General features: G+C 59.1%; 22 protein-coding genes and 1 tRNA gene. 8 read left to right on the top strand and 15 right to left on the bottom strand.

The features are described 5' to 3' along the window. Positions 1-52: 52 nt before the first annotated feature. The 7 genes from secF to ACQUTG_RS06185 form a co-directional block, all read right to left on the bottom strand. Positions 53-1006 carry a protein translocase subunit SecF gene (secF, locus tag ACQUTG_RS06215; RefSeq protein WP_428918578.1) on the bottom strand — a complete coding sequence of 318 codons (954 nt, stop codon included), beginning with the start codon at positions 1004-1006 and terminating at the stop codon, positions 53-55. After that, entirely contained in the window at positions 999-2876 is a 1878-nt protein-coding gene (secD, locus tag ACQUTG_RS06210) for a protein translocase subunit SecD (RefSeq protein WP_428918577.1), read from the bottom strand. Before secD ends, secF begins: the two co-directional genes overlap by 8 nt. A gap of 91 nt (positions 2877-2967) precedes the next feature. Continuing rightward, complete coding sequence (gene yajC / locus ACQUTG_RS06205) at positions 2968-3330, bottom strand: preprotein translocase subunit YajC (protein ID WP_410330692.1); 363 nt, start codon at positions 3328-3330, stop codon at positions 2968-2970. Positions 3331-3359: 29 nt separating this feature from the next. Next, a complete protein-coding gene (tgt, locus tag ACQUTG_RS06200; protein ID WP_428919246.1) occupies positions 3360-4481 on the bottom strand; it encodes a tRNA guanosine(34) transglycosylase Tgt in 1122 nt (373 codons plus the stop codon). 14 nt (positions 4482-4495) lie between these two features. Beyond that, positions 4496-5599 carry a tRNA preQ1(34) S-adenosylmethionine ribosyltransferase-isomerase QueA gene (queA, locus tag ACQUTG_RS06195; protein WP_428918576.1) on the bottom strand — a complete coding sequence of 368 codons (1104 nt, stop codon included), beginning with the start codon at positions 5597-5599 and terminating at the stop codon, positions 4496-4498. A gap of 35 nt (positions 5600-5634) precedes the next feature. Further along, positions 5635-5721, bottom strand: a tRNA-Leu gene (locus ACQUTG_RS06190). A gap of 50 nt (positions 5722-5771) precedes the next feature. Beyond that, positions 5772-6335 carry a nitroreductase family protein gene (locus ACQUTG_RS06185; protein ID WP_428918575.1) on the bottom strand — a complete coding sequence of 188 codons (564 nt, stop codon included), beginning with the start codon at positions 6333-6335 and terminating at the stop codon, positions 5772-5774. Between the two features lie 139 nt (positions 6336-6474). On the opposite strand from ACQUTG_RS06185, the gene ACQUTG_RS06180 reads away from it, so the two are divergent. Beyond that, positions 6475-6786 carry an Mpo1-like protein gene (locus ACQUTG_RS06180; protein WP_428918574.1) on the top strand — a complete coding sequence of 104 codons (312 nt, stop codon included), beginning with the start codon at positions 6475-6477 and terminating at the stop codon, positions 6784-6786. A gap of 1 nt (position 6787) precedes the next feature. Continuing rightward, the gene (locus ACQUTG_RS06175) at positions 6788-8245 is read left to right on the top strand and encodes an adenylate/guanylate cyclase domain-containing protein (protein ID WP_428918573.1); all 1458 of its coding nucleotides are present in this window, start codon (positions 6788-6790) and stop codon (positions 8243-8245) included. A 15-nt stretch (positions 8246-8260) separates the two neighbouring features. Here ACQUTG_RS06175 and queF read toward each other — a convergent pair whose 3' ends face one another. From queF to ACQUTG_RS06160, 3 genes are read right to left on the bottom strand one after another with little or no spacing between them, the layout of a single operon-like run. Then, the gene (gene queF, locus ACQUTG_RS06170) at positions 8261-9085 is read right to left on the bottom strand and encodes an NADPH-dependent 7-cyano-7-deazaguanine reductase QueF (RefSeq protein ID WP_428918572.1); all 825 of its coding nucleotides are present in this window, start codon (positions 9083-9085) and stop codon (positions 8261-8263) included. Positions 9086-9099: 14 nt separating this feature from the next. After that, positions 9100-9873, bottom strand: a complete 774-nt coding sequence (locus ACQUTG_RS06165) for an ABC transporter permease (RefSeq protein WP_428918571.1) — start codon at positions 9871-9873, stop codon at positions 9100-9102. Then, positions 9870-10820: an ABC transporter ATP-binding protein gene (locus tag ACQUTG_RS06160; protein ID WP_428918570.1), complete on the bottom strand. Its 951-nt coding sequence runs from the start codon at positions 10818-10820 to the stop codon at positions 9870-9872. Before ACQUTG_RS06160 ends, ACQUTG_RS06165 begins: the two co-directional genes overlap by 4 nt. Before the next feature lie 249 nt (positions 10821-11069). Between ACQUTG_RS06160 and ACQUTG_RS06155 the strand changes: the two genes are divergently transcribed. Further along, complete coding sequence (locus ACQUTG_RS06155) at positions 11070-12188, top strand: organic solvent ABC transporter permease (protein WP_428918569.1); 1119 nt, start codon at positions 11070-11072, stop codon at positions 12186-12188. Here the strand turns inward: ACQUTG_RS06155 and ACQUTG_RS06150 are convergent. Next, on the bottom strand, positions 12178-13491 hold the full coding sequence (locus ACQUTG_RS06150; RefSeq protein ID WP_428918568.1) for an HD-GYP domain-containing protein: 1314 nt from the start codon (positions 13489-13491) through the stop codon (positions 12178-12180). The genes ACQUTG_RS06155 and ACQUTG_RS06150 overlap by 11 nt on opposite strands. A 157-nt stretch (positions 13492-13648) precedes the next feature. Next, on the bottom strand, positions 13649-14224 hold the full coding sequence (locus ACQUTG_RS06145) for a hypothetical protein (protein WP_428918567.1): 576 nt from the start codon (positions 14222-14224) through the stop codon (positions 13649-13651). Positions 14225-14433: 209 nt separating this feature from the next. On the opposite strand from ACQUTG_RS06145, the gene ACQUTG_RS06140 reads away from it, so the two are divergent. Next, a complete protein-coding gene (locus ACQUTG_RS06140; protein ID WP_428918566.1) occupies positions 14434-15450 on the top strand; it encodes a Fe(3+) ABC transporter substrate-binding protein in 1017 nt (338 codons plus the stop codon). A gap of 161 nt (positions 15451-15611) precedes the next feature. Further along, complete coding sequence (locus ACQUTG_RS06135) at positions 15612-17300, top strand: ABC transporter permease (protein ID WP_428918565.1); 1689 nt, start codon at positions 15612-15614, stop codon at positions 17298-17300. 23 nt (positions 17301-17323) lie between these two features. On the opposite strand, the gene ACQUTG_RS06130 is transcribed toward ACQUTG_RS06135, so the two are convergent. Continuing rightward, positions 17324-17809: a thioesterase domain-containing protein gene (locus tag ACQUTG_RS06130; RefSeq protein ID WP_428918564.1), complete on the bottom strand. Its 486-nt coding sequence runs from the start codon at positions 17807-17809 to the stop codon at positions 17324-17326. Positions 17810-17952: 143 nt separating this feature from the next. Beyond that, complete coding sequence (locus ACQUTG_RS06125; protein ID WP_428918563.1) at positions 17953-19620, bottom strand: AMP-binding protein; 1668 nt, start codon at positions 19618-19620, stop codon at positions 17953-17955. Between the two features lie 263 nt (positions 19621-19883). Between ACQUTG_RS06125 and ACQUTG_RS06120 the strand changes: the two genes are divergently transcribed. The 3 genes from ACQUTG_RS06120 to ACQUTG_RS06110 all read left to right on the top strand — a co-directional run bounded on the left by ACQUTG_RS06120 (position 19884) and on the right by ACQUTG_RS06110 (position 22633). Next, complete coding sequence (locus tag ACQUTG_RS06120; RefSeq protein WP_428918562.1) at positions 19884-20858, top strand: ABC transporter substrate-binding protein; 975 nt, start codon at positions 19884-19886, stop codon at positions 20856-20858. 68 nt (positions 20859-20926) lie between these two features. Continuing rightward, entirely contained in the window at positions 20927-21829 is a 903-nt protein-coding gene (locus tag ACQUTG_RS06115) for an ABC transporter permease (protein ID WP_428918561.1), read from the top strand. 9 nt (positions 21830-21838) lie between these two features. Then, entirely contained in the window at positions 21839-22633 is a 795-nt protein-coding gene (locus ACQUTG_RS06110) for an ABC transporter ATP-binding protein (protein WP_428918560.1), read from the top strand. A 72-nt stretch (positions 22634-22705) separates the two neighbouring features. Here ACQUTG_RS06110 and ACQUTG_RS06105 read toward each other — a convergent pair whose 3' ends face one another. Then, positions 22706-23524, bottom strand: a complete 819-nt coding sequence (locus ACQUTG_RS06105; RefSeq protein WP_428918559.1) for a DUF6160 family protein — start codon at positions 23522-23524, stop codon at positions 22706-22708. Positions 23525-23578 lie beyond the last annotated feature (54 nt).

Genomic DNA, 23578 nt, shown 5'->3' with positions numbered 1-23578 from the left:
TAAAAAAACCGCCAACTCCTCGGAGTGGCGGTTTTTTTTATGCCCGGAGGGCTTACATCCGGTTGAGCCATTCCGGTGGTTCTTCTTCCTCTTCCTGCCCGGCCGCACCCTCTTTGACCGGGAGCATCATGTCCTCCCGGGACACGCCCAGCGCGATCAACAGGTTGGCAGAGACATAGATGGAGGAATAGGTACCAACCAGCACGCCGATAATCAGCGCCAGGGCGAAGTTGTTGATCGCCTCACCGCCGAACAGATAGAGCGCAAACAGCACCACCAATGTAGTACCGGATGTATTGATGGTCCGGCTGATGGTCTGATGAATCGAGGTGTTGATGATGTCCCAGGCATCCCCGACCCGCATCTTGCGGAAATTTTCCCGGATACGGTCCGCGACTACGATGGTGTCATTCAGGGAATAACCGATTACCGCCAGCAGGGCAGCCAGTACGGTCAGATCGAAGGTCCACTGGAACAGGGCAAACACACCCAGAACAATGATCACATCATGGGCCAGCGGAATCACCGAGGCGATACCGAACTTGAACTGGAAGCGCATCCCCACATAAATGAGCACCACCGCCAGGGCCAGCAACAGGCCCAGACCACTGTCTTCCTTGAGCTGCTCACCCACCTGGGAACCGATGAACTCGGAACTGATCAGCTCGAACTGCGCACCACCCTTCTGAAGGGCGTCGGCGACTTCGACGGCAAGCTCATCATTACCTGCTTCCGCCAGACGGATCAGGATCGTGGTATCGGAACCAAAATTCTGGACCACAAACTTCTCGAAGCCGGCTTCGTCAAGCTGACCACGGATATTGTCCAGGGACGGCGCTTCCGCATATTCGAATTCGACGGAGGTGCCCCCGGTAAAGTCCATGCCCAGGTTCAGGCCACGAACTGCCAGCAAGGCAATCGAGACAATGATCAGCGCGATGGAGACGACGGAAGCAGCCTTCCGGAACCCCATAAAATCAAACGGTTTCTTCTCCTGCTCAGACATTTGCCAGCTTCCCTCCAATCGACAGCTTTTCGATCTTCCGACCGCCATACACAAGGTTAACGATGCTGCGACTGACCATCAGCCCGGAGAACATCGAGGTAAGAATACCGATGCACAGGGTGACGGCGAAGCCCTTGACCGGGCCGGAGCCCATGGCGAACAGGATCACCGCGACCAACAGCGTGGTGATGTTGGCATCAAAGATCGAAACGAACGCCCGCGAATAGCCGGCATTAATGGCCAGTTGTGGCGCCACCCCTGCTTTCAGCTCTTCACGTATTCGCTCGAAGATCAGCACGTTCGCATCCACGGCCATACCAACGGTCAGCACGATACCGGCAATGCCCGGGAGGGTGAGCGTTGCCGACAGGATGGACATGCAGGCAATAAGCAACATCAGGTTGAGGGTCAGCGAGACGTTGGCAATCAGTCCGAACCCACGGTAATAGACAATCATGTACAGCAGGACCAGGCCGAAACCGAGCGCCACCGACATCACGCCGGCATCGATGTTTTTCTGACCCAGGCTCGGACCGATGGTCCGCTCCTGAACAAAGTACATGGGCGCCGCCAGGGCACCGGCACGCAGCAACAGGGCCAGCTCGGAAGCTTCCGGAATGGAATCCAGGCCAGTAATCCGGAAGCTGCTGCCCAGAGCCGACTGAATGGTGGCAAGGCTGATAATACCTTTCTCTACCACCCGCTTCTCGACCATGGTGGGCTCACCGTCCACCATCCGGCTTTCGGTTTCGGTACGGTATTCGATGAACAACACGGCCATCCGGCGACCAATGGCGTTGCGGGTGGCACGGTTCATCAGATCACCGCCCACGGAGTCCATGGTGATGTTGACCTGTGGCTGGCCGTTCTCGTCAAACGCCTGCTGGGCGTTGGCCACATTGTTACCAGTGGTAATCACATCGCGCTCAAGGCGCGCAGTGCGCTGGGGATTATCCCGGAAGCTGTACTCCTCCGTTTCGCTGGCCGGTGCGTCCTGCCTTGCTTCGAGGCGGAACTCCAGGTTCGCGGTAGCACCCAGTACCCGCTTAGCCTGGGCGGTATCCTGAACGCCCGGCAGCTCCACGATGATCCGGTCCGTGCCCTGACGCTGAACGAGCGGCTCAGCCACGCCCAGTTCGTTGACACGGTTACGGATGGTCGTCAGGTTTTGCTCGAGGGCATACTCCTGGATCGACTTCACTTCCGCTTCGGAAAGGGACAGCACCAACTGGAACTCGTCACCCTGCATCTGCTCGTCCATCAGGAACTGATTGTACTGGTTGCGGACCAGGTCAAAGGCCTCGGCACGAGACTCCTCGTCCCGGAAGCTCAGCACAATCTGGCGGTCACCGGCATCAACATCACCGCCACGATACCGAACCCGCTCTTCACGCAGCTCCCGCTTGATCTGGCTGGACAAGGCTTCCAGACGCTGCTGCAGCGCCGTATCCATGTCCACTTCCAGCAGGAAGTGCACACCACCTCGCAAATCCAGACCCAGTTTCATGGGTCCGGCACCGACGGCTTTCAGCCAGTCCGGGGTGGACGCGGCCATGTTCAATGCCACCAGGTATTCGTTGCCCAGCGCCTGCTGGACGGTCGGGCGGGCCTTGAGCTGGTCATCGGAGCTGGTCAGGCGAATCAGGGCATCACGCTCTTGCAGAGAGCTGCTCTTCACCGTGATGCCTTCGGATTCCAGTGCCTGGACCGCACGTTCCAGCACACGCTCGTTCACTTCGGTGCTGCTGCGGGCGCCGGTAATCTGGATGGCGAAATCATCGGGGAAAAGGTTGGGCAGAGCGTAGATAAACCCGATCACGAGCGCGACCAGGATAACCAGGTTTTTCCAGAGCGGATACTTGTTCAGCATGGGTTCCCTTAATAGCCGGCCCTGAGGCCGGCCTTGGTTGTCAGCCAGAAAGAATCAGACAGGCAGGTTCTGGGAAGGCGAAAAGCCTGGATCAGATATCCTTCAGGGTACCTTTCGGCAGCGCTGCGGCAACGGCAACCTTCTGAACCTTGACTTCAACGTTGTCGGCGACTTCGATCACGATAAAGTCATCAGTCACCTTCGTGATCTTGCCGGCGACACCACCGGAGGTGACAACCTCATCACCCTTGTTCAGGCCGGACATCAGCGCCTTGTGCTCCTTGGCGCGCTTGGACTGGGGGCGCCAGATCAGGAAGTAGAAAATCAGGATAAAGCCGGCGAAAAAGATCACCTGGCCCATCACACCCATGCCCTGGGCTGCGGGATCCTGAGCCATAGCCAGCGCCGGCATCAGAGCCATCAGTCCAGCAACAAGAAACTTCATTGATTTCATTTATTATCTCCGTTGGTTTGGCAATTCGTTCAGGCACCGGCCAGAGGCGGCACCGATTCGCCGCGAAGGGCGTAGAAGTCGCTAATAAAGTCCGACAATGTACCTGCTTCAATGGCCCCACGCAATCCGGCCATAAGGTTCTGGTAGAACCGCAGGTTGTGGATCGTATTAAGCTGGGCGCCAAGCATTTCTCCACATTTATCCAGATGATGCAGATAACTTCTCGAAAATTTCTGGCACGTGTAACAGTCACAGCGCTCGTCCAGCGGACCGGTATCATGGCGATGACGGGCGTTGCGGATCTTGATGATGCCGGTGGATGTGAACAGGTACCCATTACGGGCATTCCGTGTCGGCATCACGCAGTCGAACATATCGACACCCCGGCGGACCGCCTCGACGATATCCTCTGGCCGACCGACACCCATCAGATAGCGCGGCTTGTCTTCGGGCATTTTCGGCGGCAGGTGATCCAGAATCCGGATCATGTCTTCCTTCGGCTCCCCCACTGACAGCCCGCCGATGGCGTAGCCGTCAAAACCGATCTCCGTAAGCCCGGCCAGGGACTGGTCACGCAGCCCTTCGTACATGCCACCCTGGACAATACCGAACAATGCCGCCGGATTGCCTTCATGGGCGTTTTTGCTTCGTTCCGCCCAGCGCAGAGACAGTTGCATGGATTCGCTGGCCTGCTTCTCGGTTGCCGGGTAAGGCGTGCACTCGTCAAAGATCATGACGATATCCGAACCCAGGTCGCGCTGAACCCGGATCGCGATTTCCGGCGACAGCTCCACTTTCGAGCCGTCCACCGGTGACCGGAAGGTCACGCCCTCTTCCGTGATCTTGCGCATCTCGCCCAGGCTGAACACCTGGAAACCGCCGGAGTCAGTCAGGATCGGGCCCTGCCACTGGGTAAAGTCATGCAGATCACCGTGGGCCTTGACCACCTCGGTGCCCGGCCTGAGCATCAGGTGAAAGGTATTGCCAAGGATAATCTGGGCACCGATCTCATGAATATCACGGGGCAGCATACCCTTGACGGTTCCGTAGGTGCCCACCGGCATGAATGCCGGCGTCTCGACCACGCCCCGGGGAAACGTCAGGCGGCCGCGCCGGGCACGACCGTCTTCAGTAATTTTCTCGAAGGACATGAAGCAGGAATTGGTCACGATGATTCTCCGGACTCGTCGGATTCGGTAGTGGCAGCGCTGGTCGATGCACCCAGAAGCATGCCCCGGCTGGGTTCCTGGCCGGTGATAAACATGGCATCACCATAACTGAAGAAACGGTAGCGCTCGGCCACGGCTTCCCGGTACGCCGCCATCACATTGTCGTAACCGGCAAAGGCACTGACCAGCATGATCAGGGTCGATTCCGGCAGGTGGAAATTGGTGATCAGGGCATCGACGGTCTGGAAGCGGTAACCCGGATGGATAAAGATGTCGGTCTCCCCCCGGAACGGCCGCACACGGCCACCCCGACTCGCCGACTCCAGAGAACGCACCGAGGTGGTACCCACTGCGATGACCCGACCGCCGCGCGCCCGGGTCCGTTCGATAGCCTCGACGGTTTCCTCCGGCACATGGGCAACCTCGCTGTGCATCACGTGGTCCTCGATACGCTCCACACGCACCGGCTGGAACGTGCCGGCCCCCACATGCAGCGTTACAAAGGTGGTTTCGACACCTTTCGCGCGAAGCTGCTCCAGCATCGCCTCGTCAAAATGCAATCCTGCGGTCGGAGCTGCCACAGCTCCGGCTTCCCGGGCATAAACCGTCTGATAACGCTCCCGGTCAGAGGATTCGTCAGGACGATCGACATAGGGAGGCAGCGGCATGTGGCCAATACGCTCGAGCACTTCGAGAACAGGCTCGGCGGTTTCGGCCATCAGCCGGAACAGCGCATCCTCGCGCTCGACCATGCGCAACACGCTGCCATCTTCCAGAATAACCTTCTGATCGGCTTTGAGGGCTTTGGAGGCACGGACATGGGCGAGGATTTCGTGTTCACCGGTTACCCGCTCGACCAGCACTTCCACCTGGCCACCTGTTTCCTTCCGGCCGAACAACCGCGCAGGGATTACCCGGGTGTCATTGAACACCAGCAGGTCGCCTTCCTGGGCCAGGTCCTGCAGGTCCGTAAACCGGAGATGGCCAACCTTGCCGGTCAGACCCTCCAGGTGCAGCAGACGGGAGGCGCTGCGCTCCTTGAGCGGGTACCGGGCAATCAGCTCGTCCGGGAGATCGAAATAAAAGTCGGAGACGTTCATGGGATGGACTGGTTACGACACTGCAGGAAAGATGATGGTAGCGGCGGGCGGACTCGAACCGCCACGGGTTTTACCCCAACGGATTTTGAATCCGTCGTGTCTACCAATTTCACCACGCCGCCATCGGAGAGTGTGGGGGATTATACTGACGTTATTTTCGAAAGCAATAACATTACCGGCGTTCCGGTGGCCAGTCCGAGACAAACTCCGCAACCTCCGGCCGGGGTATCTTTGGCTTCTCCGTAGCGACTGTGCCGGTATACAGAAAGCCAATGATGGATTCCTGCTCTGACAGGCCCAGACCTTCCCTGACTGCCGGGTGGTAGGCCATCGTGCCAGTACGCCACATTGCTCCGTACCCGGCCTCCTGAAGCGCCAGCTCCAGAAAGCTCAAACCGACGCCCGCGGATAACAACTGCTCCACCTCCGGAACCTTGGGATGCTCGCTCGGAGACGCGATGCCGACAATGATCATCGGCGCCCGCAGTGGCGCACGGCGCAACTTCTCAATGTCCTGCTCGTCGGCATTGTTGGGACAGGTGGACGCAAACAGCTCACCCAACTGCTCCAATCCCTCGCCTTCGACCACCAGGTAACGCCAGGGCCGCAACAGGGCGTGATCCGGTGCCCGCGCGGCGCAGGCAAAGGCGCGCTCCAGGGTTTTCCGGTCCGGGGCGGGCGCGGTGAGGCGCGGTTCGGAACTGCGATTGAGAAGGAACTCGGTAACGGACGTCATATCGACTCGCTGTCAGGAAAAAATGTGTTCAAAAAGCCTTGTTTAGAAGGCCACACGCGAATTGTGGCCTATACGTAATACTGGTAACCTTCAACTCTGGTTGGCCCATGTTAACAACTATAAATGAAGTGGCAGCACCATGAATGACCAGAACGAATTTCGCAACTTTTCAGAATTCTATCCTTACTATCTGGAAGAGCACAGCGATGTAACCTGCCGGCGCCTGCATTTCGCCGGCAGCCTGCTGGTCCTGATCGTTGCAATCTGGGCGATCACATCGGGCAACTTGTTGTGGTTGCTGGCACTCCCGGTTATCGGATATGGCTTTGCCTGGGTGGGCCATTTCAAGTTCGAGAAAAACCGGCCGGCGACCTTCAAATACCCACTGTACAGCCTCATGGGAGATTGGGTGATGTTCCGAGACATGCTGATTGGCAGGATCCGTTTCTGAGATGATGAGCGCCCCTGTGGACTTGCGAAACGCGAGCAGCAGCGCCGGTAACGCGCTGCCCCACGAGCAGGGCAGCAGTTCTACGGCTGTCCCCCCGATGCCGGATTACAGCGGGCGCATCCTTGCTTACACGGTCACTGCCGTCATCATTGTCATCGGCGTCCTGCAGAGCGCATTTGAACAATGGCTGCTGTGGCTCGTTGCCGGCGCCCTGCTCTGGCCGCACATCGCCCATGTCCTCACCCGCAGAACCTTCCTGAACCGCTCCCCACGAATCCGCCAGAAGATGCTGTTGGTGGACTGCGTGTTCGGTGGCACATTCATCGGCCTCACCGGCCTGGTCGCGGTTCCTGCAGTTTCTGTGGCACTGATGATGATGTTCAGCTGCCTGATCATCGGTGGCATCCGCCAATGGCTGCTGGGCACCACCCTGATGGCATCCGCGATTGCTGCCGGCGTCGCCTTTGCCGGGCCGGCCGAGTCCTTCCAGTCACCGCTGCTGACCAGCATCAGCGCCGTCCTGGCCACCGGCATCTATATTTGCGTCACCGCCTTCTATTCACACCAGCAGGCACGGGCTCTGATGCTGGCCAAAACCCAGATCCAGAACCAGCGGGAACAATCCATTGCCCTCTCCCACAAGCTGTCCAAGTACCTGTCGCCCCAGGTCTGGCAGTCAATCTTTACCGGTGAACGGGATGTCCGGCTGGAAACCCAGCGCAAGAAACTCGCGGTCTTCTTCTCCGACATCAAAGGCTTCACGGAGCTCTCCGAAGAGATGGAGCCGGAGGCGCTGACCGAACTGCTGAATCACTACTTCAACGGCATGTCCGAAGTGGCACTGAGATACGGCGGCACCATCGACAAGTTCGTGGGTGATTCCATCATGGTGTTCTTCGGGGACCCCACCAGCCGCGGCCAGAAAGAAGACGCCTTTGCCTGCGTATCCATGGCCATCGAAATGCGCAAGCACATGAAAATCATGCGCCAGAAGTGGCGCAGCCAGGGCATCAAGACGCCCCTGCAGATCCGTATGGGCATCAGCACCGGCTACACCACGGTGGGCAACTTCGGTGCCGAAAACCGCATGGACTACACCATCATCGGCAAGGAAGTGAACCTCGCCAGCCGGCTCGAATCCCTGGCAGAGCCCGGAGAGATCCTGGTGTCCTATGAAACCTTCTCTCTGATCAAGGACAGGATCATGTGTCGTGACAAGGGCGAGATCACGGTCAAGGGCTTTGCCAAACCGGTCCCGATTTACGAAGTGGTGGACTTCCGACGGGACATGGGCCCGAACCGCAGCTTCCTGGAGCATGAACACAGCGGCTTTGCCATGTACCTCGACTCCGACAAGATCACAGAGAAGGAGCGCAAGGCCATCCTGGAGGCTCTTGAGGATGCCGCTGATCGCCTGCGCTCCGAAGAAGAACTGCCCGATTCCGGCAAACTCGGCTGAACCGGGCCGGTGCCCTTACTGCCGGATCAGCCTCGGGCCCGCATTCCCCTCTGCCTGCGTGCTCCGCCACGGATTGATGTCCAGACCGCCACGGCGGGTGTAGCGGGCGCACACGGCCAGTTCCGCTGGCTGGCAATGCTCCATCAGATCGGTGAAGACAGTCTCCACACAATGCTCGTGGAAATCCTGCTTGTTCCGGAAGCTGACGATGTAACGCAGCAAAGCCGAACGGTCGAACTTCGGCCCGGTGTAACGGATCAGGAGCGTGCCCCAGTCCGGCTGCCCGGTCACCGGGCAGTTACTCTTGAGCAGGTGTGAACACAACCGCTCGGTCACCACCTCTGCCCCGGGTTCGACCGCCAGGGATTCCGGCGCGTACCGGTACACCACGTCCGAGACCGGCTCGTCATCAATCAACTGGTAACCCTCGGGGCGACCGATCGCTTGCCCGCTCTCATCGACACTGTGCAGGTTCACCCGGACCGCGGCGCCACAGGCGCTGGAGAGATCGCTGACGACCGTCTCCACCAGTTGCTCCGGCGTGGAAAACACATGCTGGTTCAGCGAATTGAGATACAGCTTCAGGGACTTGGATTCGATAATGGACGGCGATGCCGCCGGCACGACGATCTCTGCCCAGGCGACCGCAGGCACACCACCAGGCCTGAGCCAGGACACTTCCCAGGCCTGCCAGAGGTCCTCACCGAACCAGGGCCAGCGACCATCCTCCAGCCCGATCCGGCGGCGGTTTTCCTCGCGCGCCACCGGAAACAGCAGGTTCGGGTCGTAAGAATCCGGGTATTCGCTGGATTTACCCAGCGGCGCGTTATGCAAAGCCATATTTGTTCCTGAAATCAGTGGCGGATGCCCTTGCCACGCTCGAGCATGCGCAGGGCAATGAACGCCAGTACAACGATGAAGACCAGAATCATACCAAGAGACACGAACGGATTAACGTCCGAAACTCCCAGTATGCCGAAGCGGAAGCCGTTTACCATGTACAGGATCGGGTTCGCCATGGATACGCCCTGCCAGAACCCCGGCAACAGGTCGATGCTGTAGAACACGCCGCCCAGGTAGGTCAACGGTGTCAGCACGAAGGTGGGCACAATCGAGATGTCATCGAACTTGGTTGCCAGCATGGCATTGATAAACCCACCCAGGGCAAAGAGCGCGGAGGTCAGAAACACCGTTACCACCACCATCGGCAAACTGTGGATCGACAACTGGGTGAACGCCAGGGACAACGCCGTGACAATCACGCCGATACCCAGGCCACGGGCCATACCGCCGGTCACATAGCCGGCAAGGATCACCCAGTTCGGCACTGGTGACACCAGCAGCTCCTCGATACTGCGCTGGAACTTCATGGAGAAGAACGACGACACCACGTTGGCGTAGGAATTGGTGATCACCGCCATCATGATCAGACCGGGCACGATGAACTGCATGTAGTTGAAACCGCCCATCTCACCGATCCTGGAACCGATCAGATTGCCGAAGATAATGAAGTAGAGGGTCATGGTGACCGCCGGCGGCAACAACGTCTGCGGCCAGATCCGGGTAAACCGGCGGACCTCGCGAAGTACAATGGTATAGAACGCGACCCACAATGCATCAAGCCTCATGCCGCGCCCTCCACGTTCTTGCGGGTTTCGGCGGCATTCTCTTCCACCATCCGGATAAACAGCTCCTCAAGCCGGTTGGCTTTGGTGCGCATGCTGACCACCTTGATACCGAGCTGGTCCAGCTGGGCAAAAACTGCATTGAGCCCCTGACCTTTTTCCACATCCACTTCCAGCGCGCCCTCGTCATTGATCCGGCAGCTGACGCCTTCCAGCTCCGGTGCACCGGAGAGCTCTTTCTCGGTGTCCAGCACGAAGGTTTCCACGCTCAGCTGCTGCAGCAACTCACGCTTGCTGGTGTGCTTGAGAATCTTGCCATGGTCGATGATGGCAATATTCCGACACAGGGCTTCTGCCTCTTCCAGATAATGCGTGGTCAGGATGATGGTGGTGCCTTCCCGGTTCATTTCCTCGAGGAAGGTCCACATGGAACGGCGCAGCTCGATATCCACACCGGCGGTGGGCTCGTCGAGAATCAGCAGTTTGGGCTCATGCACCAGTGCCCGGGCGATCATCAGGCGGCGCTTCATACCACCGGAGAGCATACGGGCCGGGGTATTGCGCTTGTCCCAGAGACCCAGTTTCTTGAGGTATTTCTCGGCGGACACGGAGGCCCGATTGAGGGGAATCCCGTAATAGCCCGCCTGGGTGGTCACGATGTCGAACACCTTCTCGAACTGGTTGAAGTTGAACTCCTGGGGCACAACCCCGAGATTCAGCTTCGCATCCGCCAGGTTGGTGTCGATGTCATGGCCGAACACCCGGACCTTGCCGGCGGTCTTGTTCACCAGTGAGCAGACGATGCCCAGGGTCGTGGATTTGCCGGCACCATTGGGGCCCAGCAACGCGAAGAAATCCCCTTCCCTGACATGAAGATCAATCCCCTTCAGGGCCTGGAAGCCGTCACCATAGGTCTTGGTGAGGCCCTCAATTTCCAGTGCATTGGTCATAGCTCATCCCGGATCCGATGGATTTCGGTAGCAGCCTGCACAGCCGCGCACGTCAAAAAGTAGAGTGCTATTCATTGTGGCAACCTCGTGAAATTCAAGGGTATGCCTGGAGCCCCGGCAAAACCGCCAAACTGCGACAGGAATCGCGATATCCACCAACTGGCATCCCTATAATGCGGTTACAACAACTTACAAAACCAGGTCGGAATCTCTGCTGCCGGCCCTCAAGACCGGGATGTACGCCGAACCATGAAATCCGTTCACCGAACTGCGCACCTGACCGTCCTCCTGAGCCTCCTTGCCCTGACCGGCTGCCTCGGCAGTGATGACAGCGGCGGCACCGCCGTGGACACCGGGCAACTCAACTATAACGGTTTCAGCGGCCTGAGCTTCCGGACCGCAAGCCAGAGCGGCACCACCCGCGCCGATGGCGGGTTCAGCTATTATCCCGGCGAGACCCTGACCTTTCAGGTCGGCGACCTGGTCCTGGCAGAGGATGTTCCGGCCAAACCCCATGTCACCCTGCTGGAATTCTTTCCCGACATTCGGGGGGCACTGCAAACGCCGACAGTCGACGACGAAGGGCTGCGCACCCATACCCGCACAGAGCTGAACCTGCTGGACAACGGCGCTCTGATGAACATGACCCGCCTCCTGATGTCACTGGACTGGACCCAGGGTGTGCAGGAAGACGAAGGCATCGAAATCCGCCAGAGGGTGATCGACCAGCTGAACGCGGCTCTGCCCTTACTGGATACCCCCATTGACTTCAATGTGCCCACCACGGAATTTACCGCCACAGGCACGACACCCTCACCCGCCAACCAGCTGCTGGCCCGAATCTGCTTTCATCCTGAAGGCGACGAGCTCTGTGAGTCACCTCCTACCCCTGAGCAGATCCAGAATGCCCCGGAACGGCCGGAAAATGAGGAGGACTGGGACCCGGACTTCGAATACCGTCAAGACCTGCAGGCCAAACGTGATCGCATCCTCGACGCTATCCGGACCATGGATGAAATTGACAACGAAGATGCGCGAATGTACCTGCGCCGGGAGCTGCAGGATATCACCACCGACGTCAGCAATGGCTATTACCTCGATGAGGACGTCGCCAGCCACCCGGCCAGCGACACCGGAATCAAGAGCGTGCGGGTTCAACGCATCGGAGACGATACCGCACTTGCGAAGATCGAGGCCATCAGCACCCGCCCGGAGGATGTCACCATACACGCGTGGAACTGGCAGAGCGCCGAGGTGGACTATTTCATCAGTGGGGAAAGCGGCGGTGAATCAGAGCTGGTGATGAGCTTCCGCCCCGAAAACACCTACCGCTGGGTACGCAAGAGCCTGCGGGTGATTATCCGCTGATCAGACGACCAAGGCTCCAGCGGGATTCCGCGCCGGTAACGTCATACTGCGAGGGGTCCAGACCTTCGGAGCCGTGCGGCAGGCACTCCTTGACGATCAGGGCTTCGTTGACATCCCGGCTTTCGTTGTACTTGGCAAGATCAATGATGTGTGCGGACTTCAGGGGCTGGTGCTCCTGGTCGGTCATCACCATCACCTTCGGCCACAGGCGGCGCTCCGGAGAGTGGGAGACCACGATGCCACGCTGGCCATCGCTGAGTTCCACCAGGCTGCCCGTCGGATAGACACCGATCGCCTGGATGAAGTTCTCCACCAGGTCTTCCTGGAATTCAATGTTTCTCATCTCGTAGAGGAGGCTCACTGCCTTGGCTGGCGTCAAGGGATCGTCCCCGCCTTCCCGGGGGCCGATCAGGGATTCGAAATACTCGGCAATACCCGCCACTTTCGCCATCAGCGGGATCCGGGTACCGCGGACACCCTGGGGGAAACCGGAGCCATTGTGACGCTCCCGGTGCCCACCTACCACGCTGAGCACTGCCCGGGATACACCGGTGCCCTCGAGCATGGCGAGACCTTTCTCGACATAAGTCCTGTAACGGGCGTAATCCTCGGCACTGAACTGGCCCTCGTGATTCAGCAGGGAACGGGGCAGCACGGTTTTACCCACCTGTGACAACAGGCAACCCATGCCCAGATGATTCAGCAATCCTTCATTAAGGCCAAGATGACGACCACATACCAACGCCCAGATCGACGTGTTGAGCGAGTGGCGGTAGATATAGTCGTCGTGGGAACGAATCCGGCTGAGCCACAGCAGTGCGTCGGGGTGACGAATCACGCTGGCAACCATCTTGCGGGTAATTTCGGCAACGGGCCGCAGGTCGGCGCTACCGCCCTCCTGCAGGGATTCGAATGCGCGTTCGAGGGCAAGCTCGGCGTCGTCCAGAAGACGACGGGATACTTTGATCTCTTTTTTCAGGGTGGTGCTGGTTTCGTACTCGACCGGTTCCTGGATCGCCAGGGGCGGTAGCTTGAGCTCCTCACGGTCACCGCCACGCTTGAGGGTCCGGCGCCCGAAAGCCGGCTTGATATCGCCCTTGTCGAAATCCCGGGTCTCCCGGATTTCGGCTACATCGATCATCACCCACCGGCAATGGGATTTCAGCGCCCGGATGTCATCCTCGGAGCGGATGTAGAACCCCTGGATCGGAAACGGTGTCTGGTGCCAGGGCCGGTCCAGATCGGACACAAACATGCCCACTTCCAAGTCATGAACCGCAACTTTTCTCTGTTGGACGCCCACGAGAGTCACCCCTGAAAATTATTCATTTTTAGATATTTGACATTCTGACCCAGCATACACAAGAGTCCATTACAGTTTCGTACCGCAAAAGATCCAGAAAGTAACCGAAGGTAAACAGACTGTAACTCCGTGATCTGTTTCACACCGGTCGTCATCCTTACTCACAAACAGACTCCTCAAAGGACGGAAGGCTGGCTCGCAAGGATCCACGTGGCACTTTTCGAGTATAGACGGTGTAGGGAACAGACGAGGCACGAAGGTAGTCCATATTGATCACCTCACCCTCCCGCTCGAATCCGGGAACCACCGGCTCACAGACCACCAGCAATTCCAGCCGGCCATCGATGTCGGCAATCCGGGCATTATTGTCATCCGGATTCACCACGAGACATGCGGACGGATCCAGATGCCCACCGGTGACCACCACCCGATCCACGCCAGTCTCCGCACAGGCCCGGATTCCATTGCCGCAGGCGCCCGCCTGGTCATGGGAGTCGTCGCGCAGGCGCCATATCCGCGCGCTGCACTGGGTTTCCACTTTCATGGCGGTGGAGCGGTCATCCAGAATCCACCAGTCCGGGTACTCCGCCGAGTCCCAGGACACCCGCACCTGGCGGGCCTCACCCTGCGAGTTCTCTGCGGGAAACATGGCGAAATGGCTGTAATAACTGGCGCAGCCAGGTAACAGGACCGCCACCGGTATAATAAAGAGAAAGAAGACTCTGCGTATCATCCCTGCACTACCAGCCATTCTGAAAGTCCCTGTATTCCGAAAAAGTCCAAGCTTTTTAGTGTGTTCTGAAGAATACCACCATTTTGCCTGAAATATTCCAAAGGTGATATTGACTCTGCCGCCAATCCAAATGAGAATGGTTTCTGTTTTTACATGCTTGCGACTCTTACAAGCGAAACAAACTCATATCAGGCAGAGGTAACACCAACATGCGCATGAAACTGGCAGCAAGTGCAGCAATGGCCCTGGCGGCCATGCCACTCTCCGCATCCGCCGAAGGCGAAGTCAACATCTACTCATACCGCCAGGCATACCTGCTTGAGCCGCTGCTCAACGCTTTCGAGAAAGAAACCGGCATCGAGTCCAACGTGGTTTTCGCCAAACAGGGCCTTGCCGAGCGCCTGGAGCGCGAAGGCCGCAACAGCCCGGCGGACGTGGTCATGACCGTGGACATCTCCCGCATCAACGAACTGGTCGAGCGTGACCTGGTCCAGGGCGTGGACAGCGATGTGCTGAACAGCAACATCCCTGAAAACCTGCGCCACCCGGAGGGCAAGTGGTTTGCCCTGACCACCCGCGGCCGTCTGATCTTCACATCCAAAGAACGTGTGGACGAAGGTGAAATCACCACCTACGAAGAACTGGCCGACGACAAGTGGAACGACCGCATCTGCACCCGTAGCGGCAAGCATCCGTACAACATCGCCCTGTTCTCCTCGATGATCGCCCATCACGGCGAAGAGTGGACCGAGCAGTGGCTGCAGGATGTAAAAGACAACCTGGCGCGCAAGCCCCAGGGCGGCGACCGAGACCAGATCAAGGCCATTGCAGAAGGCGTGTGTGACATTTCCATCGGCAACAGCTACTACTACGGCAACATGCTGCAGGACGAGAACCAGCGCCCGATCGCCGAGCAGGTTCGCCTGGTGTTCCCGAACGCCGATGGCCGTGGTACCCACGTGAATATCAGCGGTATCTCAATGACCAAGAGCGCGCCGAACCGGGAGAACGCCGTCAAGCTGATGGAGTTCCTGTCCTCTCCGGAAGCCCAGCGTATCTACGCCGAGGCCAATACCGAGTACCCGGCCAACCCGGAAGTGAAGCCCTCCGGCCTCGTCGCCGAATGGGGTGAGATCAATCCGGACCAGCTGTCCCTGCAGACTATCGCGGAAAACCGCGAGGCAGCGGTAAAGCTGGTTGATCGCGTCGATTACGACGGCGAGTAATCGCACCGGATAAAAGCAATGGAACCATGGAAAGGGCGCTGCAGCGCCCTTTCCTGTATCAGGCCTACCGGTTCCTAAAATGACGCGAGTCATTGCAGCGCAACTGACTGCTGACTACAATCCTCAATCTTTCTCAGTTCCATTTGACAGACGGGAGCATTATGACCGAGGCCGTAACCGCCGCTGATCCGGGGCTTTCCCAGCCCTTGCTGGCAAAACGCGCTTCCCGTCGCTGGATCATTTCCGCCACTCTTATTACCGCCATTGTGGCCCTGCCCGTGCTTTCGGTGATCTTCCTCGCCTTCTTTCCCGAGGAGAACATCTGGCCTCACCTGATCGACACCACCTTGCCGCGTTACCTGTGGACCACCATCCAGCTGATGGTTGGCGTTGGTGCCATCACCCTCGTGATCGGCCTGTCGACGGCCTGGGCGGTGACCATGTGCGAATTTCCCGGGCGCAAATTCTTCGAATGGGCCATGCTGCTGCCCTTTGCGGTTCCGGCGTACGTGATTGCCTATGTCTACACCAGCCTCCTGGACTACGCCGGCCCGGTTCAGCGCACCCTGCGTGACTGGTTTGGCTGGCAGAATGCTTCTGACTATTGGTTCCCGGAGATTCGCAGCCTGGAAGGCGCCACCCTGATGATTGGCCTGGTGCTCTACCCCTATGTTTACCTGCTGGCCCGGGCCGCCTTCCTGGAGCAATCGCCGTCCCTGTTTGCGGTCAGCCGCAGTCTGGGCCATTCGGCATTGAGCACCTTCTTCCGGGTGGTGTTACCCATCGCCCGACCCGCCGTCGCCGTCGGCCTGTCACTGGTGTTGATGGAAACCCTCAACGATTTCGGCACCGTGGATTTCTTCGCCGTGCAGACCCTGACCGCCGGCCTGTTTGATACCTGGATGAACCTGGGCAACCTCGGTGGTGCCGCACAGATTGCCACCACCATGCTGGTGTTTGTGGTGATCCTGGTGACCCTTGAGCGCTACTCCCGCCGGCGTCAGCAGCAATATGCCGCCCGCGACAACCGGGACCCGATCCGCCGTTTCACCATGTCCTTTCCCCGGCAGCTGATCTGCGTTGCCGTGTGCGCCGTCCCGTTCATCCTCGGGTTCGTCGTACCCGCCGGAACTCTCGGCCTGTATGCCTGGGAATATTTCGAAGAAAGCTGGAATCCCGATTTCGTACAGAACACCCTGAACAGCCTGTTCCTGTCCAGTGCCGCTGCCATGACCACCCTGCTGATCGGGGTTATCCTGGCCTACAGCCGGCGCCTGCATAACACCCGGGGCATGCAGATACTGATGCGCCTTTCCAGCCTGGGCTATGCCATGCCGGGCGCGGTACTGGCGGTGGGTGTAATCGTGCCCCTGGCGGGTTTTGATAACTGGCTGGACAGCCTGATGCGGGATACCTTCGGTGTCAGCACCGGCCTGCTGCTCAGCGGCACGGCGTTCGCGCTGGTCTTTGCCTACACCGTCCGCTTCCTGGCGGTTTCCGCCGGCAGCGTGGAGAGTGCCCTGCAGAAGGTCACGCCCAGCATGGACATGGCCTCCCGTTCACTCGGCTACACGCCTGGCAAGACACTGGTACACGTACACCTGCCTATGCTCCGGGGCACCCTGCTGACCGCGGCTCTGGTGGTGTTCGTGGATTGCATGAAAGAGTTGCCGGCCACGCTGATCCTTCGGCCATTCAACTTCGAGACCCTGGCGACCTACGTCTACCAGTTCGCCTCTGACGAGCGCCTGTTCCACAGTGCCCTGCCCTCACTGATCATTGTCCTGGCGGGCATCGTGCCGATCATTCTGATGAGCCGCTCCATCTCCAATACCCGCAGTATTGCCTAGAATGTAGCGGCCCGCCGCCCCGTTCAGAGATCCACCCGGGACCGTACATCCTGAACTACGAAGCGACCCTGGAATACCGCCACCGGATCGGTCTTCGGCAAATCGGTGGGCTCACCACAGAACACCTCCGCGGTCAGGTCCAGCCGCCCCTTGCCATGGCGGGCAAGGCTCTTGCGGAAGCGCTCCGGAATCTCCTCCCCGGGGAGCCGGCACACCACAAAGAAATCGTTGTTGACCGGCTCGAGGTAATCGATGTTGCCATTCTGCACGACCACCGCGCCCCTGAGGCCCAGATCCCACAGGGCGAGCTCAGTGAGGCTCCAGGCAGCGGTGACCGCAGCGCAATAGACGCTGCCGCCGAAACCGGTGCCCTGGTGGTTACGGTTGGGTTCGAGCGGTGCGCTCAGCACCAGGGCGTGACCGTCCCAGGAATGCAGCTGGATACCCAGCGCGCGGGACAGGGGAATATCTTCATTGATTCGTTTCTGAAAAAGGGCCAACTGGGTCATAACTTCCTCCTGACTACCAGAAGTTTAGGCCCGAGCCGGCGTTTTCAACATGCGACTAACGTCGGCCAGAAATGGCCAGATACAGAAAGGGCCCGGAAAAATCCGGGCCCTTTCATTGAGCGATGAAGCGGGAAGGCGCGGCCTTACTGCCAGATCACCGGTTGCTTCTGGGCGTACCAGCTATCCACTTTCGCCTGGTAGGCATCCTCCACCACGTTCCGTTTCAGTTTGAGGGTCGGTGTCAGAAAGCTGTTCTCGATCGACCACTCATCGCTGACCACGGTAATGAACGCCAGCTGCTCGTGAGGGTCGACAGTCTTGTTCACTTCCTGGATCAGGTTCTTGAAGCTGTCTTCCAGCTGCTTGCGGTAATTATCGTCCGCCAGTTTCGGACGGGTCTCCTCACCGAGCATCACCAGGGCGTGGGGCTGGGTCTGGTTGGCGCCGGACACGCACACCATCTCGATGGCATCGTGGGACATCAGGCGGTTCTCGATGGGCGCAGGCGCAATGTACTTGCCCTTGCTCGTCTTGAAGATTTCCTTGATACGGCCGGTAATTTTCAGGCGACCCATCTCGTCGATCTCGCCCTTGTCACCGGTCTTCAGGAAGCCATCCTCGGTGAAGGTTTCCCGGGTTTTCTCCTCGTCCTTGTAGTAGCCCATCATGGTGGCCGGGCTCTTGACCAACACCTCACCTTCCTCGCTGATCTTCGTTTCCACACCCGGCAGCGACTCGCCCACGTACCCGGTGCGGGCCCGACCCGGCTTGTTCATGTGGGAATAGGCAAAGTTTTCGGACATGCCGTAGCCTTCAAGCAACTCGAGACCCAGGTTGCGGTACCAGTCCAGCACATCGTGGGACAACGGCGCCGAGCCACTGCCGGCCAGCTTCACCTTGTCCAGGCCCAGGCCCTTGAGCACCTTCTTCTTGATCAGCCGGTTCACCAGCGGGATCTTCATCAGGCGATCCATTTTCTCCTTCGGAAGCTTCTGCAGCACGCCGTGCTGGAACTTCACCCACAGGCGGGGCACCGAGAGGAACAGGGTAGGCTGTGCCCGTTGCAGGTCCTGGACGAAGGTATCCAGTGATTCCGCAAAATACAGCTGGAAACCGGAATACAGCGAGCCCAGCTCCACGAAGGTGCGCTCGAACACATGGGCCAGCGGCAGGTAGGACAGCATCCGCTCGTTCGGGCCGACGCCCAGGGTCTCGATGCCGCCTGCGGCAGCAAAGGCCATGTTGTTGAAGCTCAGCATGACACCCTTGGGCCGGCCGGTGCTGCCAGAGGTGTAAACAATGGTGGCCAGCTCTTCCGGGTCACGCTGAACGTTCTCCTCCAGCGGCGGATACTTGCTGACAATATCGTCCCAGGTTTCGAAATCGTTGGGCGGGCTCAGCGGGTAGGAAATGCAACGCACCGACTCGGGCACGCCGGGTTTCATCATGTCCCAGTCATCCAGCTTACCGACGAACAACACTTCGCACTCGGCGTGGTTGAGGATGTAGTTGACAGTGTCCGCATTCAGCGTGGGGTACAGGGGAACGGAAATGTGCCCGGCCATCCAAATGGCCCAATCTGACATCACCCACTGGGCGCAATTCTTGGAAATAATGCCCACCCGGCTCTTTTCCGGGAGATTCAGGGATTTGAGATAGGCCGCCATCCGGCGGGCTTCCTCTACCGCACGACCCCAGGTGTACTCCACCACCTTGCCATCGCCCACGGGCTGGGTCATGTAGAGGTCGTTCTTCTTCGCCTTCTCCCAGTGATAAACCATATCCAGGGGAAGCTTGTTTGTTGTGTCCATGGACCTTCCTTATGCGTCACAGTGCTTTTAATTGTTCGCCTTATCAGGCGTGTTATTAGACTTTCGTAGGGTATTTCAACATACATTCGCCCGTCAAAACGTGACCAACGCAAAACAATTAGAATTTACAACTTCTTGCGTGAAAAACCTTGCCGCAGGCAACTTCCCCTACCCCTTACGCCCCCGGCCTGTGATAAACTCCCGCTCTTTCCGGACGTCAGACCCGACACACCTGAAACCCTTAAAAACTCGGAGATGGGTATATGGCCAAGAGAACTCTGCGCACTCTTCTGGGTGCCTCCCTGCTGGCAGCGGCAAGCCTGGTACAGGCCCAGGAAGCCAAGACCGTTGCCATCACGCAGATCGTCGAACACCCTGCGCTGGACGCCGTTTACCAGGGCGTGAAGGACCAGTTGGCTGAACAAGGCTACAAGGAAGGCGAAAACCTGACCGTGATGCACGAGAGCGCCCAGGGTAACTCCGCCATCGCCTCCCAGATTGCCCGCAAGTTCGTCGGTGAGAGTCCGGATGTGATCGTGGCCATCGCCACGCCTTCCGCCCAGACCGTCGCCGCAGCCGCCCGCAATATACCGGTCGTGTTTTCCGCTGTTACCGATCCGGTAGGCGCCAAGCTGGTCAAGAGTCTGGAAGCACCGGGCGCCAACATCACCGGCGTCAGTGACATGCTGCCGCTCGATAAGCATCTGGACATGCTCCAGCGCGTGATGCCGGATGCCAAACGCATCGGTACCGTCTACAACCCGGGTGAAGCCAACGCTGTTTCCCTGGTCAACATGCTAGAGGAGCGCCTGGCCGCCCGTGGCCTGGAGCTGGTCAAGGCCGCCGCCACCAAGACCTCCGAGGTTCTGGGTGCCGCCCGTTCCCTGGTGGGTGAAGCCGACGCCATCTACCTGACCACCGACAATACCGTGATCAGTGCCGCCGAGGCTGTCATCTCCGTGGGCGAGCGTGCCGATATCCCGGTCTTCGCCGCCGACACTGCCACCGTCGAGCGCGGTGCCGTGGCAGCCCTCGGCTTCAACTACTACGAGCACGGCCGCCAGACCGGCAAGATGGTCTACCGCGTGCTCCAGGGTGCGGACACCGCCACCATGCCCGTTGAAACCATGGACACCCTGGACCTGTTCGTGAACCCTGCCGCCGCCGAGCGTATGGGTATCACCCTGTCCGAAGATTTCGTCAAGGAAGCGAAAAAAGTCGTCAAAAACGACAAGTAAACGCCCTGACCAATACGGGCGGACCCCACAAGGGCCCGCCCGTTTTTCTTTCACAGTGAATACTACCCATGCTCAGTGAAATCGCTTTTTACGGCGCCCTGGAAACCGGCCTCATCTATGGCCTGGTCGCCTTCGGCATCTACATCTCTTTCCGCGTTCTCGACTTCCCCGACCTCACCGTTGACGGCAGCTTCCCGCTGGGGGCCGCCGTGGCCGCCATGCTCATTATCGCTGGATGGAATCCCTGGATTGCCACCGGTGCGGCGGTACTCGCCGGTATGGCTGCCGGTGCCGTGACCGCGCTGCTTAACGTCAAACTCAACATCCTGAACCTGCTCGCCTCGATCCTGACCATGATCGCCCTGTACTCGGTGAACCTCCGGATCATGGGCCGGCCCAACGTCGCCCTGCTGACCGAGGAAACCGTACTCACCCCCTGGTACGAACTGGACCTGGCCTTCCACCAGGTGCCGGTGCTGCTGTTCGTGGTCGTGGTGTTTATTTCCCTGATCCTGCTCTGGCGCTTCATGAAATCCGAAACCGGTCTGGCCATGCGTGCCACCGGCGCCAACCCCCGGATGGCCCGGGCCCAGGGCATCGCCACCGGCGGCATGATCGTTCTGGGTGTTGCCCTGTCCAATGGCCTGGTGGGCCTCGCCGGCGCCCTGTTTGCCCAAAGCCAGGGCGCGGCGGACGTCACCATGGGTGTGGGCGTGATCGTCATCGGCCTGGCCTCCCTGATTGGCGGTGAGGCGCTGGTTACGCCCTCAACGGTCGTCCGGGCGCTGATAGCATGCGTGGTAGGCGCCATCATCTATCGCCTGGCCATTGCCTTTGCCCTGAACGCCGACGTGCTTGGCCTGCAGGCCCAGGATCTGAACCTGATCACAGCGGTACTCGTGACCCTCGCCATCGTCCTGCCGGGCGTGCGCAATTCCGTGATCGGCAAACTCACCCGCAAAAAGGCCTGAGGAATCGACATGATCAGTGCAAGCGATCTCCGACTGACTTTTGGCAAGGGAACGCCGCTGGAAAACCCGGCACTCCGGGGCATGAGCCTGACCGTAAACCAGGGTGAATTTGTCACCGTGATCGGCAGTAACGGCGCCGGCAAATCCACCTTCCTCAATGCCCTCGCCGGCGAGGTGATTGTGGATACCGGCCAGATCATCGTGGACAACCAGGACGTTACCCGCCTGCCCACCCACAAGCGCGCGGCGCGGGTGGCCCGGGTGTTCCAGGACCCGCTCGCGGGTACCTGCGAAAACCTGTCCATCGAGGAAAACCTGGCCCTCGCCATCAAGCGTGGCCAGCGCCGGGGGTTAACCTCGGCGGTCAAGAAGCAGTACCTTGGCCAGTTCCGCGAGAGCCTCTCCTCCCTGAAACTGGGCCTGGAAAACCGCCTCGGCGACAAGATGGGCCTGCTCTCCGGCGGCCAGCGCCAGGCCGTGAGCCTGCTGATGGCAAGCCTGACGCCCTCCAGCATCCTGTTGCTGGACGAGCATACCGCTGCCCTGGATCCGAAAACAGCCGCCTTCGTACTGGAACTGACCGAAAACATCATCGAGGAGCAGAAACTCACTGCCCTGATGGTCACCCACAGCATGAAACAGGCTCTGGAAGTCGGCACCCGCACGGTGATGCTGCACCAGGGCCAGGTGGTGTTCGACATTGCCGGCAAGGAACGGGAAGGTCTGGAAGTGAAGGACCTGCTCGGGCTGTTCGAGCAACAGCGCGGTCTGGAAGTGGATGACGACAGTCTGCTGCTGGGCTGACCCGGAAGAACAAGAAAGGCGGGACGTAAAGCTCCCGCCTTTTTTATGGCATGGCATCACGACACTCGCGTATCAGTGACCATAGATACGCATGGCGGTATCGGTGATCGCCAGATTATCGAGGAAGATACTGCCGATCGACTGCTGGCCAACAATCAATTCATCGATCCGCATGTCCGCCTCAAAGACCGGCATATCAATGGCCAGGGCGGACCCGGGTCCGGCGAGCCGGGCTCCTTCATAGATGAACAGCTCCACCTCGGCAAAGACATCCATCGGATTCCGGAAGACATACGGATCCCAGTCGGCCCCGGTGATGCTCATGCCCCGAACCCCGACCGCCAGAAAGGGAACATCGAAATCCATCCGCTCAATACCAATCGCGGTGGCAAAGCGCATGACATCCGTACTGGTATCGATGTGAATTTCGCCCCGCCCCATCACACCTTCGGCCACAAAGTTGTCCAGGAAGGTGGTTGATTCCGATCCGTCACTGCTCAGCAACTGCCATGAGCCGGTACTGATCCGGAAATCCACTGCGTTGAAGTAGGTTGGCTGGATATTGATGGCGGCATCGCCGTCCGCCAGTATGTCGATATCGATTCGGATGTTATCCAGGGTGTCGGTGGCGACAGGACCGCCCATTCCGTTGAAGCCGAACAGGTCCGTCCGGTTGGTGCCACCGATACGGATGTCGTTGATCGCCAGGGAGCCCTCATCCGTGTAGGTAAACCGGCCAATTCCGATTTTCGTCTCCAATTCGATACTGACGCCGGCTTGACCGGTGATGTTGCCCATGGAGGTTTCATCCAGCATCTGGATATCCGCCTGGGCAAACAGCGGAGCGCCTGCCACGCACAGCGCCGGCAAGGTAAGTTTCAGGCCTTTCATTGTTTCGTCCTTTTTATAGTCGTTATCACTTCCTGTGGGCCACTGCGCTACTAC

Source organism: Marinobacter sp. DUT-1, from assembly GCF_050379415.1.
Lineage (GTDB): Bacteria > Pseudomonadota > Gammaproteobacteria > Pseudomonadales > Oleiphilaceae > Marinobacter.
This window is presented reverse-complemented; position numbering and strand designations above follow the sequence as displayed.

Excerpts from the sequence above, each read along its gene's own strand:
- secF (WP_428918578.1), bottom strand. The coding sequence starts at position 1,006 with ATGTCTGAGCAGGAGAAGAAACCGTTTGATTTTATGGGGTTCCGGAAG.
- secD (WP_428918577.1), bottom strand. The coding sequence starts at position 2,876 with ATGCTGAACAAGTATCCGCTCTGGAAAAACCTGGTTATCCTGGTCGCG.
- yajC (WP_410330692.1), bottom strand. The coding sequence starts at position 3,330 with ATGAAATCAATGAAGTTTCTTGTTGCTGGACTGATGGCTCTGATGCCG.
- tgt (WP_428919246.1), bottom strand. The coding sequence starts at position 4,481 with ATGTCCTTCGAGAAAATTACTGAAGACGGTCGTGCCCGGCGCGGCCGC.
- queA (WP_428918576.1), bottom strand. The coding sequence starts at position 5,599 with ATGAACGTCTCCGACTTTTATTTCGATCTCCCGGACGAGCTGATTGCC.
- ACQUTG_RS06185 (WP_428918575.1), bottom strand. The coding sequence starts at position 6,335 with ATGACGTCCGTTACCGAGTTCCTTCTCAATCGCAGTTCCGAACCGCGC.
- ACQUTG_RS06180 (WP_428918574.1), top strand. The coding sequence starts at position 6,475 with ATGAATGACCAGAACGAATTTCGCAACTTTTCAGAATTCTATCCTTAC.
- ACQUTG_RS06175 (WP_428918573.1), top strand. The coding sequence starts at position 6,788 with ATGATGAGCGCCCCTGTGGACTTGCGAAACGCGAGCAGCAGCGCCGGT.
- queF (WP_428918572.1), bottom strand. The coding sequence starts at position 9,085 with ATGGCTTTGCATAACGCGCCGCTGGGTAAATCCAGCGAATACCCGGAT.
- ACQUTG_RS06165 (WP_428918571.1), bottom strand. The coding sequence starts at position 9,873 with ATGAGGCTTGATGCATTGTGGGTCGCGTTCTATACCATTGTACTTCGC.
- ACQUTG_RS06160 (WP_428918570.1), bottom strand. The coding sequence starts at position 10,820 with ATGACCAATGCACTGGAAATTGAGGGCCTCACCAAGACCTATGGTGAC.
- ACQUTG_RS06155 (WP_428918569.1), top strand. The coding sequence starts at position 11,070 with ATGAAATCCGTTCACCGAACTGCGCACCTGACCGTCCTCCTGAGCCTC.
- ACQUTG_RS06145 (WP_428918567.1), bottom strand. The coding sequence starts at position 14,224 with ATGATACGCAGAGTCTTCTTTCTCTTTATTATACCGGTGGCGGTCCTG.
- ACQUTG_RS06140 (WP_428918566.1), top strand. The coding sequence starts at position 14,434 with ATGCGCATGAAACTGGCAGCAAGTGCAGCAATGGCCCTGGCGGCCATG.
- ACQUTG_RS06135 (WP_428918565.1), top strand. The coding sequence starts at position 15,612 with ATGACCGAGGCCGTAACCGCCGCTGATCCGGGGCTTTCCCAGCCCTTG.
- ACQUTG_RS06130 (WP_428918564.1), bottom strand. The coding sequence starts at position 17,809 with ATGACCCAGTTGGCCCTTTTTCAGAAACGAATCAATGAAGATATTCCC.
- ACQUTG_RS06125 (WP_428918563.1), bottom strand. The coding sequence starts at position 19,620 with ATGGACACAACAAACAAGCTTCCCCTGGATATGGTTTATCACTGGGAG.
- ACQUTG_RS06120 (WP_428918562.1), top strand. The coding sequence starts at position 19,884 with ATGGCCAAGAGAACTCTGCGCACTCTTCTGGGTGCCTCCCTGCTGGCA.
- ACQUTG_RS06115 (WP_428918561.1), top strand. The coding sequence starts at position 20,927 with ATGCTCAGTGAAATCGCTTTTTACGGCGCCCTGGAAACCGGCCTCATC.
- ACQUTG_RS06110 (WP_428918560.1), top strand. The coding sequence starts at position 21,839 with ATGATCAGTGCAAGCGATCTCCGACTGACTTTTGGCAAGGGAACGCCG.
- ACQUTG_RS06105 (WP_428918559.1), bottom strand. The coding sequence starts at position 23,524 with ATGAAAGGCCTGAAACTTACCTTGCCGGCGCTGTGCGTGGCAGGCGCT.